General features: G+C 72.5%; 8 protein-coding genes. 2 read left to right on the plus strand and 6 right to left on the minus strand.

Annotated features, from left to right (window positions below; translation table 11 throughout):
* The first annotated feature begins 107 nt into the window (after positions 1-107).
* Both K1T34_RS50675 and K1T34_RS50680 read left to right on the plus strand, forming a co-directional pair.
* The gene (locus tag K1T34_RS50675; RefSeq protein ID WP_220241890.1) at positions 108-2,033 is read left to right on the plus strand and encodes a maleylacetate reductase and hydroxyquinol 1,2-dioxygenase domain-containing protein; all 1,926 of its coding nucleotides are present in this window, start codon (positions 108-110) and stop codon (positions 2,031-2,033) included.
* A 14-nt stretch (positions 2,034-2,047) separates the two neighbouring features.
* The gene (locus K1T34_RS50680) at positions 2,048-3,808 is read left to right on the plus strand and encodes an FAD-dependent monooxygenase (protein WP_220241891.1); all 1,761 of its coding nucleotides are present in this window, start codon (positions 2,048-2,050) and stop codon (positions 3,806-3,808) included.
* Between the two features lie 58 nt (positions 3,809-3,866).
* On the opposite strand, the gene K1T34_RS54390 is transcribed toward K1T34_RS50680, so the two are convergent.
* The 6 genes from K1T34_RS54390 to der form a co-directional block, all read right to left on the minus strand.
* Positions 3,867-4,619 carry a hypothetical protein gene (locus K1T34_RS54390; protein WP_255638172.1) on the minus strand — a complete coding sequence of 251 codons (753 nt, stop codon included), beginning with the start codon at positions 4,617-4,619 and terminating at the stop codon, positions 3,867-3,869.
* The gene (locus K1T34_RS54395; RefSeq protein ID WP_255638173.1) at positions 4,538-5,425 is read right to left on the minus strand and encodes a hypothetical protein; all 888 of its coding nucleotides are present in this window, start codon (positions 5,423-5,425) and stop codon (positions 4,538-4,540) included. The genes K1T34_RS54390 and K1T34_RS54395 overlap by 82 nt, the downstream gene beginning before the upstream one ends.
* Before the next feature lie 102 nt (positions 5,426-5,527).
* A complete protein-coding gene (locus K1T34_RS50690) occupies positions 5,528-6,403 on the minus strand; it encodes a peptidylprolyl isomerase (RefSeq protein ID WP_220241892.1) in 876 nt (291 codons plus the stop codon).
* Positions 6,404-6,461: 58 nt separating this feature from the next.
* A complete protein-coding gene (locus K1T34_RS50695; RefSeq protein ID WP_220241893.1) occupies positions 6,462-7,880 on the minus strand; it encodes a M1 family metallopeptidase in 1,419 nt (472 codons plus the stop codon).
* Between the two features lie 82 nt (positions 7,881-7,962).
* Positions 7,963-11,913, minus strand: coding sequence for a Pls/PosA family non-ribosomal peptide synthetase (locus tag K1T34_RS50700; protein ID WP_370643583.1), 3,951 nt, complete (start codon positions 11,911-11,913; stop codon positions 7,963-7,965).
* 286 nt (positions 11,914-12,199) lie between these two features.
* On the minus strand, positions 12,200-13,684 hold the full coding sequence (gene der / locus K1T34_RS50705; RefSeq protein WP_220241894.1) for a ribosome biogenesis GTPase Der: 1,485 nt from the start codon (positions 13,682-13,684) through the stop codon (positions 12,200-12,202).
* Between the last annotated feature and the right edge of the window lie 7 nt (positions 13,685-13,691).

A 13,691-nucleotide genomic window follows, 5' to 3' on the forward strand; every position in this document is an offset into this window, starting at 1 on the left:
GCCCTCCGGGTGACGCGCGCGTTTCGTGCTGCCTGCGCGGCAGGAACGTGCAGGAAACCGGGCGGCGACATCCGGATACTCGAGGCACCCGCGTGGAAGGACCAACGATGTTCAGCTACACCGCGAACCCGGCCCGGGTCGTCTTCGGCAGCGGCACCCTCGCCTCGCTGCCCGACGAGGTGCGCCGCCTCGGCGCGACCCGCGTCCTGCTGCTGGGCAGCCCGCCGCTGGCCGGGCCTGCGGACCGCGTCGCCGAGTCGCTCGGCCCGCTGCTCGCCGCCCGCTTCGACGAAGCCGCGATGCACACACCCGTGGACGTGACCGAGCGCGCGCTCAAGGTCGTGACCGAGAACGACGTCGACTGCGTCCTCGCCATCGGCGGCGGCTCGACGACCGGTCTGGCGAAGGCGATCGCGTTGCGTACGGATCTGCCGCAGATCATCGTGCCCACGACCTACGCCGGCTCGGAGATGACCCCGGTGCTCGGCGAGACGGCCGACGGGCGCAAGACCACGCAGACCACACCCAAGGTGCAGCCCGAAGTCGTCGTCTACGACGTGGACCTCACCCTGAAACTGCCCGTGCAGGTGTCGCTCACCAGCGGCATCAACGCCATGGCCCACGCCGTCGAGGCCCTCTACTCGCCCGACGCCAACCCGATCGTCGACCAGTTCGCGCTCGAAGCGATCCGGCTGCTCGCCTCCGCCCTCCCCCGCATCGCCGCCGATCCGTCCGATGTGGACGCCCGCAGCGAAGCCCTGCGCGCCGCGTGGCTGGCCGGGACCTGCCTGGGCTCGGTCGGCATGGCCCTGCACCACAAGCTCTGCCACACCCTCGGCGGCAGCTTCGACCTGCCCCACTCCGAGACCCACACCGTGGTCCTGCCCTACGCCATGGCCTACAACACCACCGGCGCCCCCGACGCCCTGCGCCGCATCGCCGACGTGCTCGGCACACCCGACGCCGCGACCGGCGTCTACGACCTCATCGCGAGCCTGCCCGTCCCGCACTCGCTGGGCGAGCTCGGGTTCACCGAGAACGACATCGCCACGGCCGCCGAGATCGCCACGGCCAAGCCGTATCCGAACCCGCGCGAAGTCACCCGCGACGGCATCGAAGACCTGCTGCGCCAAGCCTGGGCCGGCACCCGCCCCGCACCCGCCGAAGGCACCAAACCGGACCTGCGCAGCCTCACCAGCGAGGTCGTGGAGAGCTTCGCCGCCACTCCGGACACCCGCCTGCGCGAACTCCTCCAGGAACTCGTCCGGACCCTGCACTCCTATGTGGTCCGCACCGACCTCACCCAGCAGGAGTGGGAGTACGCCATCGGGTTCCTGACCCGCACCGGCCAGATCTCCGACGACAAGCGCCAGGAGTTCATCCTCCTGTCCGACACCCTCGGCGTGTCCAGCGTGGTCGACGTCCTCACCAACTCCCGCACCCCCGACACCACCCCGTCGGCGGTACTCGGGCCGTTCTACGTGCAGGGCCCGCCCGAGACCGCCCAAGGCGCCGACCTCGCCGACGGCCTGCCCGGCACTCCCCTGTGGACCGACGTCACCGTCACCGACACCCACGGCACCCCCGTCGCCGACGCCATCGTCGACGTCTGGCAGTCCAATGAGGACGGCTTCTACGACGTGCAGCTCCCCGACGTCGACGGCCCGGTACTGCGCGCCCGCTTCCGCACCGACGCCGAAGGCCGGCTCAAGTTCTGGACCATCGTGCCCTCGGCCTACCCGATCCCGGCCGACGGCCCGGTCGGGCACATGCTCGACGCGGTCGAGCGCCACCCGTTCCGCGCGCCTCACGTGCACTTCATGATCGCCAAGCCGGGCTTCCGCACGCTCGTGACGCAGCTGTTCGTCCGGGGCGGCGACTACCTCGACTCCGATACGGTGTTCGGTGTCAAGGACGGGCTGATCGTCGACTTCGCCGAGCAGTCCGGCCCCGCGCCCGACGGCCGCGAGCCCGCGAACGGCTGGCGCCGCCTCGACTTCACGTTCCGCATCTCCCCCGCCCCCGCGCACTGACGAGGACTCCCACCATGAACGAGTACGACACCGACGTCATCGTGGTCGGCAGCGGGCCGGCCGGGGGAACCGCGGCCTTGCTGCTCGCTACCTACGGCGTGCGCACGGTGCTGGCCACCAAGTACGGCTGGACGGCGAACACGCCGCGCGCCCACATCACCAACCAGCGGGCCATGGAGGTCCTGCGCGACCTCGGCATCGAGGAGCAGGCCCTGGCGCAGGGCACGCCGCCGGAGCTGATGGGCGACACCGTGCTGTGCACGTCGCTGGCCGGCAACGAGATCGGCCGCATCGCGAGCTGGGGTACCGGCGACCGCTCGGCGACCGAGTACGGCGCGGCGAGCCCGTGCCACATGATCGACCTGCCCCAGACCTACCTGGAGCCGATCCTCGCGACCAACGCCGCCGAGCGCGGCGCGAAACTGCGCCTGGACACGGAGTTCCTCGACTTCACCCAGGACGCCGACGGCGTCACCGCGCGCTTCCTCGACCGCGTGCGCGGCGACGAGTTCACGCTGCGGGCCCGGTACCTCATCGGCGCCGACGGCGCGCGCAGCCGGGTCGCGGAGCAGGCGGGGCTGCCGATCGCCGGCGAGACGGGCAAGGCCGGCAGCATGAACATCACGTTCACCGCCGACCTCGGCAAGTACGTGGCCCACCGCCCGAGCGTGCTCTACTGGGTCATGCGGCCGGGCGCGCACCTGGGCGGCATCGGCATGGGCCTGGTCCGCATGGTGCGGCCGTGGAACAAGTGGCTGCTCGTGTGGGGCTACGACATCGCGCAGGCGCCGCCGGAGGTCGACCCGGAAGAGGCGACGCGGATCGTGCGCGACCTCATCGGCGACCCGGAGCTGGAAGTCGAGATCACCTCGACCTCACTGTGGACGGTCAACCACAGCTACGCCACGCAGTACTCCAGCGGCCGCGTGTTCTGCGCCGGCGACGCCGTGCACCGGCATCCGCCGTCCAACGGCCTCGGCTCGAACACGTCCGTCCAGGACTCGTACAACCTCGCGTGGAAACTCGCGATGGTCGTGCGCGGCGAGGCGGGCGAGGAGCTGCTGGAGAGCTACTCGGCCGAGCGCGCGCCGGTCGGCAAGCAGATCGTGGACCGCGCGAACCTCTCCCGCGACCAGTTCGGCCCGATCTTCGAGACGCTCGGCATCACCGGCGACACCGACGCCGACGCCATCGCCGCCGGCCTGGCCGCGTGCGAGGCGCCGACCGAGGACGGGGCGCGCAAGCGCCGCCAGCTGGAGAAGGCCATCGAGCTCAAGCACTACGAGTTCAACGCCCACGGCGTGGAGCTGGACCAGCGCTACGACTCGACCGCCGTGATCCCGGACGGCTCGGGCGACACAGCCTCGGTGTCCGGCCGCGACCCGGAGCTGTTCCACCAGGCCACGACCACGCCGGGCGCGAAGATCCCGCACGTGTGGCTCGTCGGCTCGCACGGCCGCCGGGTGTCCACTTTGGACCTCGTCGGCCACGGCCGCTGGAGCGTCGTCACTGGTCTGTCGGGCGAGTCCTGGCGCGTCGCCGCGGAGAAGGCGGCCGCGGAGCTCGGCCTGGACCTGCGCGTGGTGACCGTCGGCGCCGAGGGCGCCCGCGACTCCTACGGCGACTGGACCCGCGCGAGCGAGATCGACGAGGCCGGCGCGCTGCTGGTCCGCCCGGACGGCTACGTGGCCTGGCGCCACTCGACCGGCGCCGCGGAACCCGAAGCGACGACGGCGCTGCTTTCTGCGTTGAAGACGGTGCTGTCCCGCGCCTGAGGTCCAGTGCGCACTGTCCGCCCGCGGGTCACTTCGGTGGCTCCGCGGGCGGACCGCGTTACAGGGCCTCGAGATCCACGGCTTCGTGCGCGAGGTTGAACCCGTCGGGCGGCACGCCCTTCGGCAGCGTGAGCCACGAACCGCGCGCGTGCGGGCGGCGGGCGGCGTCCTTGCCCAGCAGCAGAGCCACGTAACAGCCGTAGTCGATGGCGAAGCCGTCGTACAGCGTGCCGGGCCGGTGCGGATCGGCGAGCCCGCGGCGCAGGACGTGCAGCAGCCGCGCGTCGTAGAGGTCGGCGATCACGGCGTGGCGCGGGCCCGGCGAGCGGTCGAGCAGGAAGGTGCGCGAGCGGCGCCGGCCGACGACCTCGTCGACGAGCAGGCGCAGCAATGTCGTGGCCGCCTCGTCGGCGCTGATGGCGCTGTGCTTGTCGCGCAGGTACCAGTCGCGGGCGGCGAGGCGGACCTCGCGCAGCCCGAGGGGCTGGTCCTGCGCGTGCTGGGCCGCCAGGGCCGCGATGTTGATCGCGTCGCGCGGCACGCCTTCGGCCGCGCGCACGAACTCGGCGAACGCGGTGCCGCGGAAGGTTTCCGCGACGAACGCCTCGGCGTCGGGCGGCGGCGGGAGTGTGGCGACCAGCCGGACGGCGGCGTGGTTGTGGAACAGCTGCGCGAAGAACTCCAGCGCGCGGGTGCGGGCGTCATCGAGGATCATGATGTCGTCGAGGCTCACGGCCGAGGCGGCGTCGGCGCCGACCTCGATGCCGAGGTGGTCGCCGTCGGCGAGCCGTTCACGACAGTGTTTTCCCATGCATGCTCACGCCGTTCGATGGCGGCGATCTTCACGGTGACCCCCGCCGTCGGCAGGAACGTACGGCGCAGCAGATCGGCCAGCAACGGCTGCAGCTGCAAGGGAAGCGCGCTCCACTCGTCGAGCAGCAGCCACAGCCGGCGGCCTTCCAGCGCCCGGATCACCGCGCGCAGTGCGCGCCCCAGCGGGCCGAACACCACGTGGTGGCGCTCCGTACCGGTGCGCCGTAGCCGACTCTCGCGGCCGGCGGAACGCTTGTGCCCCAGCGAGATCCACGCCGTGGGCGGCAGGCCGACCTCGACGCCGAGGGCCGCTTCCTCCGACGCGCTCGCCCGCGTCTCGCGCTCCACCTCCCCCACCACCTCGACCGCCGTGGCCGCCTCGGCGAGCGCGTCGAGTGCCGGCAACAGCGTGTCCGGGTTGCCCAGCTCGCGCTCCACGGCCACGGTCAGCAGTTCCTCGTGCACCGCCTCGATCGTGTCCACGAGCAGCTGCGTCCCCCGGACAGCCGCCGACGTTCCGCCGTCCGAGTACAACCCGCCGGCACCGCCGAGCGTGCGCAGGTCGGCATAGACCGCGACGTCGCCGGTGCGGTCCACGAGATCACTGAGGTACAGCAACGCGTACGTCTTGCCCGCGCCGCGGCGGCCGTAGAGCACCTGGTGGTCGGTCGAGTGCAGCATCGCCGAAAACGACCCGGCCGCCACGAAAGTCCGCGTCAGCGTGGCCCGGTCCGACGACTCCGCCCGTCGCGGGATGCCCATGAGCGCCTGGTTCAGATGCCGTTGCCGCCTGACGGAAGCCATCGGGAGAGCCTGCCGTCCCGGCGAGCGGGGCCGCAGCCGCCGTCCGCGTGCTGGCCGGGGTGACGCCGGGTGCTCGGCTCCGGACCGCCAACCCCGCGCTGCTCAGCCTTGGACCGACACCGCCGTGAAGGTGACGGGGATCCGCGGCCGTCCTGTGCCGTCGCCGTACGCGCCCGCCGACGACGTGTCCACACCACCACGCGCGACCTTGTCCAGAACGGTGAGCCCGGCGTCGGAGACGGTGCCGAACACCGTGTACGTCGGCGGGATCGGCGTGTCGCCGAACATCAGGAAGAACTGGCTGCCGCCGGACGTGGGCTGGCCTGTGTTGGCCAACGCGACCAGGCCGCGGCCGTAGGCCAGCTGCGGGAAGAACTCGTCCGGCACCGTGTACCCCGGCCCGCCCGTGCCGTCGCCGGCCGGGTCGCCGCACTGCAGCATCTGCAGATCGGTCGTGCCGAGCCGGTGACAGCTGGTCCCCGTGTAGAAGCCCTCCTTGGCCAGCGTCACGAAACTCGCCACCGTGCACGGCGCGAGCGCGCGGTCCAGCGTCAGCCCGATGTCGCCGGCCGTGGTGGCCAGCGTCGTGCCGACGGTGCCACTCGCGGGCTCCGGCCCGTCGGCGGGCGGCGTCGCGGGCTTGGCGGCGGGCCCGTTCGGGTCGGCCGGGTAGCTGCAGCTCGACGGGTCGGCCAGCGGTTGCGGGCGATGCGGTTCCGCCGTGCGCGCGGTCGGGATGGAGACCGGCGGCGCGTCGCCCGCCGACGGCGCAGCGGCGTCCGAAGACGGCGGAGCCGCCACGGAAGCGCCCGGCACGACCTGTCCCACGCCCGACACCGTGCGCGTCGGGCGGAGGAACCCCGGGGCGACGAACGCGGTCACCCCGAAAGCGACCACGACCACCACCACCGCGCCGAACACCACCCACGCGCCAGTGCCACTTCGCCGTGGCGGACCGGGCTGCTGCGGCCACGTCATGGACGCCCCCTTCGTCAGGCCGCTATTCTGCCCGCCCCGGCTCGCGCGGGGGAACGGGTTACAGCTCCGGCAGCGCGGGTGTCTCCAGCCAAGCTGTGAAGAACGGCCGCAGGGAGCGAGCGGCGTAGGCCTCGGCGGACGCGACGAACTCCTCGGTGCTCACCGTGGCGTGGCGGTGTTCCGAGGTCCACGCCTTGACGAGCGCGAAGAACGCCGGGTCGCCGATCTCGCCGCGCAGGGCGTGCAGCGTGAGCGCGCCGCGTTTGTACACGCGCTCGTCGAACATCCGTCCCACACCCGGGTCGCTGATGCGCACGTCGGCCGGCCTGGTCTTCATGCGCGCGTGCCACATCCGCGCCAGCGACTCCGCCGACTGACCGCCGGATTCCTCCGACCACAGCCACTCCGCGTATGTCGCGAAGCCCTCGTTGAGCCAGATGTGGCGCCAGTCGGCGACGGTGAGGCTGTTGCCGAACCACTGGTGCGCGAGCTCGTGCACGACCAGGCGCTCGTAGGTACGCCGGCCGTCGACGTGGTTGGCGCCGAAGATGGACATCCCCTGCGCCTCGATCGGGTCGTCGAGCTCGTCGTCGGTCACGACCACCACGTACTCGCCGAACGGGTACGGCCCGAAGAGGCGCTGCAGCACGTCCATCATCCGGCCCTGGCGGCCGAAGTCGCGCCCGAACGCCTTGCGCAGCCGCGGCGGCACCGCGGCCCGCTGCGGCACGGTCGACACCACGGACTCGACGCTGCTGGCGCGCCCGAACCCGAGGCGCAGCCGGAACGCCCGCGCCTCGGGGTGCGAGAACCAGCCTGAGCCGGCCCCGGCCACGAGCTCGATGTCGTCGTAGCGCCCGACCTGCACGCTCATCAGGTACGTCGCCGTCGGCTCCGGCCGCTCGAACACCCAGGTCGCGGTGCTCGCCGACTGGTAGCGCGACACGAGGTTCCCCGTCACCGCGACCAGGTACAACGACGAGGTCGTCACCGTGACGCGGTAGGTCGCCTTGTCGGCCGGGTGGTCGTTGCACGGGAACCACGACGGAGCGCCGATCGGCTGGCTCGCGACGAGCGCGCCGTCGGTGAGTTCGTCCCACCCGATGTCGCCCCATCGGCTCGGCACCGGCCGCGGGTTGCCGACGTAGCGGACCTCGACACGGAACTCCGTGTCGGCCGCCATCGACCGGACGGGCTTCACCTGGAGCTTCAGCCCGCGCCGGACGAACTTCGCCGGCCGGCCGTCGACGAATACCCGCGAGACGCGGAACTCGCCGAGGTCGAGCGTCAGCCGCGACAGAGCCTGCGTCGCCACGCAGGTGAGCACCGCGGTACCGCTGAGCCGGTTGGGCCCGACGCGGTAGTCGAGGTCCAGGTCGTAGTGGCTGACGTGGTAGCCGCCGTTGCCGTGACCGGGGAGGTACGAATCTGCGGAGGTTTCCGCGCCGGGTGCCGGCGCGGCAGCCTTCGAGGTCACGCGAGCAGAACCCCGCTTTCCGTCAGGTGGTCGTCTTCCAGCAGGATCGCGCGGATCTTGGCGCGCCGCAACGGTCCCGGGCTCACCGACGCCAGGTCGAGATCGGGTTGCCGAGCCAGCGCGTGTCGGCCGGCACCGCGTCGCCGCGCGTGACGAGCGAACCCGGGCCCACGGTGGTGCGCGCGCCGATGCTCGCGCCCGGCAGCACGATGCCGTGCGGGCCGAGCGTGGCGCCCTCGTCCAGCTCCACCCGGGACATGCTCATGATCCGGTCGTGGAACAGGTGTGTCTGCACCACGCAGCCGCGGTTGATCGTCGCGCCGTCGCCGAGGCGGACGAGGTCCGACTCCGGCAGCCAGTACGTCTCCAGCCACACGCCGCGCCCGATCTTCACGCCCATGGTGCGCAGCCAGGCGGTGAGCAGCGGCGTGCCGCCGACCGAACCGATCAGCCACGGCACCGCGAGCGTTTCGACGAAGGTGTCGGCCAGCTCGTTGCGCCACACAAAGGAGCTCCACAACGGGTGCTCGATCGCGCGGAACTTCCCGACCAGCAGCCACTTCACCACGGTGGCGGTGAGCGCGGCGACGACACCGGCGGCCAGCAGCACCGGTCCGGCCAGCAGCGCGGCTATGCCGAACCCCCAGAGCGACGCGATCGCCAGCAGCGAGAACGCGACGCCCACGGTGAGGGCGACCCCGCACATCACCGGCACGATCCGCAGCAGTTCCACGAACGCCCGCGCGGCCTTGAGGTGCAGCGCCGGGGTGTAGGTGCGGCTGGTGTCGGCGTCGCCGACCGCCCGGCGGACCGGGAGCGGCGGCATGCCGAGGTAGGACGAGCCCTTCTTGGCCTTCAGCGGCGTCGAGGACAGCACGCCCACGAGGCCGCGCTTCGGGACCGAACGGCCCGCCGCGGTCATGCCGGAGTTGCCGAGGAACGCCTGCTTGCCGATGCGCGCCGGGGCGACGTGCAGCCAGCCGTGCCCCAGCTCGTAGGTCGCGACCATCGTGTCGTCGGCGAGGAACGCGCCGCTGTCGACCTTGGTCATCTTCGGCAGCGCGAGCACGGTCGACGCCTCGACGTTGCGGCCGACCTTCGCGCCGAGCAGCCGCAGCCACACCGGCGTGAACAGGCTGGCGTACAAGGGGAACAGGCCTTCGCGGGCCATCCCCATGAGGCGCTCGGTGGCCCACACCTGCCACGCGACGCGGCCGTGGACCGGGTGGTAGCCCTCGACCATGCCGACGCCCAGCAGGCGCACGCCGGACAGCACCAGCAGCGCGTAGGTGAGGAAGTAGGCGACGGTGGCGACAGGGGTGAAGATCAGGGCCTGGGTCACGGCGGCGCCCAGCGTCGGCGCGCCCCACAGCGCGGCGCCCACCACGGCCACGCCCGGCAGTGCCGCGATGCCCGGCAGGAAGCCGAGCACGACCGACGTCATGCCGTACACGGTCGCCCAGAACCGCGACCGCGGCGGGCGGCTGGCCGGCCACTTCAGCGCGTCCTTGGCGTCCTTGCCCGAGCGGACCGCGGGTGAACCCGCCCAGCGCTGCCCGGCCGGCACGGCACCGCGCACGGTCGAACCAGCGGCGATCTCCGCGCCCTTGCCGATGCGGGCGCCCGGGAACAGCGTGCTGCGCGAACCGACGCGGGCCTCCGCGCCGATCCGGATCTTGCCGATGTGCACGAGGTCGCCGTCGACCCAGTGGCCGGTCAGGTCCACCTCGGGCTCCACGGCGGCGCCGCGGCCCAGCTTCAGGAAGCCGGTGACCGGCGGCGGCGAGTGCAGGTCCACGTCCTTGGCGACCCGGGCACCGAGCGCCTTGGCGTACGTCGTCATCCACGAAGCACCGGCGACGCTGTCCGCGCCGCTGAACTCCGCGAGCTTCTCGGCCGTCCACAGGCGCAGGTGCACGCTGCCGCCGCGCGGGTAGCTGCCCGGGCGCACGCCTGACAGCAGCACGCGCGCACCGCCCGCGGCGATCGCGATGCGGCCGGCAGGGCTGAACAGCACCAGCCACGCCAGCACGAGCCACGCCCAGTTCAGCGTCGGCGCCCAGGAGAACCCGAGCAGCGACAGCACGTTGGAGGCCACCGCGGCGAGCGACGCCCAGCGCAGGCCGACCAGACCCATGAGCGGGAGCATCAGCAGCGTCTGGACCACGCCCGCGCGGCGCGGCGTCGGCGCGATGTCGCGGCGTTCGGTCTCCTGGCCGCTGAGCTTGTCGAGCATCGTGGCCAGTGACCCGAGCCTCGGGTGCTGGTAGATGTCGTTGACCGACACCTCGGGGTGGCGGGTGCGGATGCGCGCGATGAGCTGCGCGGCGGTGAGGCTGCCGCCGCCGTGGGTGAAGAAGTCGGCCTTCGGGTCCGTCACGGACACACCGAGGATCTCCGACCAGCCCTCGGCCAGCCACGCCTCGGTGGCGGACAGGCCGGCGGCCCCGGCGTCCACAGTGGACAGCGGCCACGGCAGCGCGGCGCGGTCGACCTTGCCCGAGGTGCGCGTGGGCAGGTCGTCGACGACCGCGAGCAGCGGCACCAGCGCGGCCGGCAGCTGCTCGCGCAGCCGGGTGGCGGCGTCGTCCGAATCGAAGGTGGCGCCGGCGCTCGGCACGACGTACCCGACGAGGACCTGGTTGCCGGCCTTGGTGCGGCGGACCGCGGCGGCCGCGCCCTGCACGCCGGGCAGCGACTGCAGCGCGGCGTCGACCTCACCCAGCTCGATGCGGCGGCCGCCGAGCTTCACCTGCTCGTCGAGCCGGCCGAGGAACAGCAGGCCCTCGTGCTCGGCGCGGACCATGTCCCCGCTGCGGTAGGCGCGCTGCCAGCCCAGCGAGGGCAGCGGCGCGAACTTCTGGGCGTCCTTCTCCGCGTCGAGGTAGCGCGCGAGACCGACGCCGCCGATCACGAGCTCACCGGTCTCGCCCATGGCGACCGGGTCGCCCGCCTCGTTGACCACGGCCAGCTGCCAGCCCACGAGGGGCAGGCCGATGCGCACCGGCCCTTCGCCGGTCATCTGCGCGGCGCAGGCGACGACGGTGGCCTCGGTGGGGCCGTAGGTGTTCCAGACTTCGCGCCCTTCCACGGCCACGCGCTCGGCCAGCTCCGGCGGGCACGCTTCGCCGCCGAAGATGAGCAGGCGCACGTCCTCGAGCGCGTCGGCGGGCCACAGCGCGGCCAGCGTCGGCACGGTGGAGACGACGGTGATGCGCTGCGCGACCAGCCACGGGCCGAGGTCCACACCGGTGCGCACCAGCGTGCGCGGCGCGGGCACCAGGCAGGCGCCGTGGCGCCACGCGAGCCACATCTCCTCGCAGGAGGCGTCGAACGCGACGCTCAGGCCCGCGAGCACGCGGTCGCCGGGGCCGATGGGCTCCTCGGTGAGGAACAGCTCGGCCTCGGCGTCCACGAAGGCCGCGGCGGAGGCGTGCGTGACCGCGACGCCCTTGGGCTTGCCGGTGGACCCGGAGGTGAAGATGATCCACGCGTCGTCGGCCGGGCCGGGGCGGCCGTCACGGCCGCCCGAGGTGCCGGCGACGGTGATGGTGCCGTCGGTGACGATCGCGGCCACGCCGGCTTCGCCGAACACGAGCTCCGCGCGCTCTTCGGGGTCGTCCGCGTCGACCGGCACGTAGGCGGCGCCGACGGACAGGGTGGCGAGGATCGCGACGTAGAGCTCGGCCGTGCCGGACGAGACGCGGACGCCGACGCGGTCTCCGAGGCCGACGCCGTGTGCCCGCAGGCGGCGGCCGTAGGTCTCGATCTCCTCGAGCAGCCGGCGGTAGGTCAGAGTGGTGGTGCCGTCGTCGATGGCGGCGGCGTTGGGGTGCTGCTCGGCCGTCTCCGTGAGGATCTGGAGCAGCGTGCGCTCGCTGGCGCCGAGGCCGGACCAGAACAGGGCGCGGTCGCCGATCGGGGTGTCGGAGGGAGCGTGGGTCACCTCGGCGACGCAGGCCAATGCTGTGGTTGCCTCGTCGGCGGCGAGGGCGAGTTCGGTGGTGGGGGCGTGGTCGGCGGTGAGAGTCACCGGGCCACCCCGTCACGCCGCGTAGCCGCGGGTTTCGAAAAAAGGCCGTAAGGGGTCGTACCGTGGGCGCGCAAGCCCATCACTCACCTTCCGCGAGCGTCATTCGGGCTGGCTCTCCGAATGAGGCGCCCGGGTGCAGCCATCCACCATACGCGGAGGTGAACGTCAGATAGCGCAAGGGTCACGGTCGAGTGTCGGACGTCACCGGTTCCGCACTTGATGACAGAGCGCGAAAACGCGCCGGGGAAGCGATCTCCCCGGCGCGTCCGAACCGCGTCCGACGAGGTCAACGGGTCTTCGCGGCTTTGCCCCCGACCTTGGGTTTCGCCTTCTTCTCGCGCACGCGGACGTTCACCCGGACGGGACTGCCCTCGAAGCCGAACCGCTCGCGGAACTTCCGTTCGATGAACCGTCGGTAACCGGCCTCGAGGAAACCGGTGGTGAAAAGGACGAGCGTCGGCGGGCGGATGCCGGCCTGCGTGGCGAAGAGCACCTTCGGCTGCTTACCGCTGCGCACCGGCGGCGGCGTGGCGGCGATGAGGTCCGACAGCCACCCGTTGAGCTGGCCGGTGGGCACGCGCTGGTCCCACGACTTCAGCGCCGTCCGCAGCGCCGGCGCGAGCTTGCGCACGGACCGGCCGGTGAGCGCGGAGATGTTCACCTTCTCCGCCCACGGCACGCGGACCAGGCCGCGGTCGAGCTCGCGCACCATCGCGTGGCGGCGGTCCTCGTCCACGAGGTCCCACTTGTTGAAGGCGAGCACGAGCGAGCGGCCCGCCTCGACGACCATCGTGAGCACCCGCAGGTCCTGTTCGGACAACGGCTCGCCGGCGTCGAGCATCACGATCGCGACCTCGGCCGCGTCGATCGCCGTCTTGGTGCGCAGGGAGGCGTAGTACTCGGCGCCGTTGGCGGAGTTCACGCGCTTGCGCAGGCCCGCCGTGTCCACGAACCGCCAGATCTCGCCGTCGAGGTCGACCAGTGAGTCGACCGGGTCGACGGTGGTGCCGGCGACCGAGTCGACCACCGAGCGCTGCTCGCCCGAGAGCTTGTTGAGCAGGCTCGACTTGCCCACGTTCGGCTTGCCGACGAGCGCGACGCGGCGCGGGCCGGTGCTCACGGTACCGGCTTCGCGCGGCGCGGTGGGCAGGGCCTCGATGATCGCGTCGAGCAGGTCGCCCGAGCTGCGCCCGTGCAGGGCGCTGACCGGGTACGGTTCGCCTAGGCCGAGGCGCCACAGCGACGCGGTGTCGGCGAGCAGCCGGTCGTCGTCCACCTTGTTGGCGGCCAGCAGCACCGGCTTCTTCGAGCGCCGCAGCACGCGCGCCACGGCCTCGTCGGTGGTCGTGGCGCCCACGGACGCGTCGAGCACGAGCAGCACGGCGTCGGCCGTCTGCATCGCGATCTCCGCCTGCGCGGCCACGGAAGCCTGCAGGCCGGTCGCGTCGGGCTCCCAGCCGCCGGTGTCGACGAGCGTGAACCGCCGGCCGCCCCAGTAGGCGTCGTAGGCGACGCGGTCGCGCGTCACGCCCGGCACGTCCTGCACCACGGCCTCGCGCCGGCCGAGGATGCGGTTGACCAGCGTGGACTTGCCCACGTTGGGCCTGCCCACCACGGCCAGCACCGGCTGCGCGAGGTTCGCCTGCTCGGCGGCGCCCTCCGCCTCGATCTGCGCGTCGAGCGCGGCGAACTCGGTCTCGTCGGACCAGGTGCCGTCGATCTCTCCGGCACCTTCAAACCCGGCGTCAGCGGCGCCGTCAAACCCTGTCATCGTGTTC

It is taken from the genome of Amycolatopsis sp. DSM 110486, from assembly GCF_019468465.1.
In the GTDB taxonomy this organism is placed as follows: Bacteria; Actinomycetota; Actinomycetes; order Mycobacteriales; family Pseudonocardiaceae; genus Amycolatopsis.

What these genes read in the sequence shown, in the direction of transcription:
- K1T34_RS50675 (WP_220241890.1), top strand. Translation starts at nt 108, where the DNA reads ATGTTCAGCTACACCGCGAACCCGGCCCGGGTCGTCTTCGGCAGCGGC.
- K1T34_RS50680 (WP_220241891.1), top strand. Translation starts at nt 2,048, where the DNA reads ATGAACGAGTACGACACCGACGTCATCGTGGTCGGCAGCGGGCCGGCC.
- K1T34_RS54390 (WP_255638172.1), bottom strand. Translation starts at nt 4,619, where the DNA reads ATGGGAAAACACTGTCGTGAACGGCTCGCCGACGGCGACCACCTCGGC.
- K1T34_RS54395 (WP_255638173.1), bottom strand. Translation starts at nt 5,425, where the DNA reads ATGGCTTCCGTCAGGCGGCAACGGCATCTGAACCAGGCGCTCATGGGC.
- K1T34_RS50690 (WP_220241892.1), bottom strand. Translation starts at nt 6,403, where the DNA reads ATGACGTGGCCGCAGCAGCCCGGTCCGCCACGGCGAAGTGGCACTGGC.
- der (WP_220241894.1), bottom strand. Translation starts at nt 13,684, where the DNA reads ATGACAGGGTTTGACGGCGCCGCTGACGCCGGGTTTGAAGGTGCCGGA.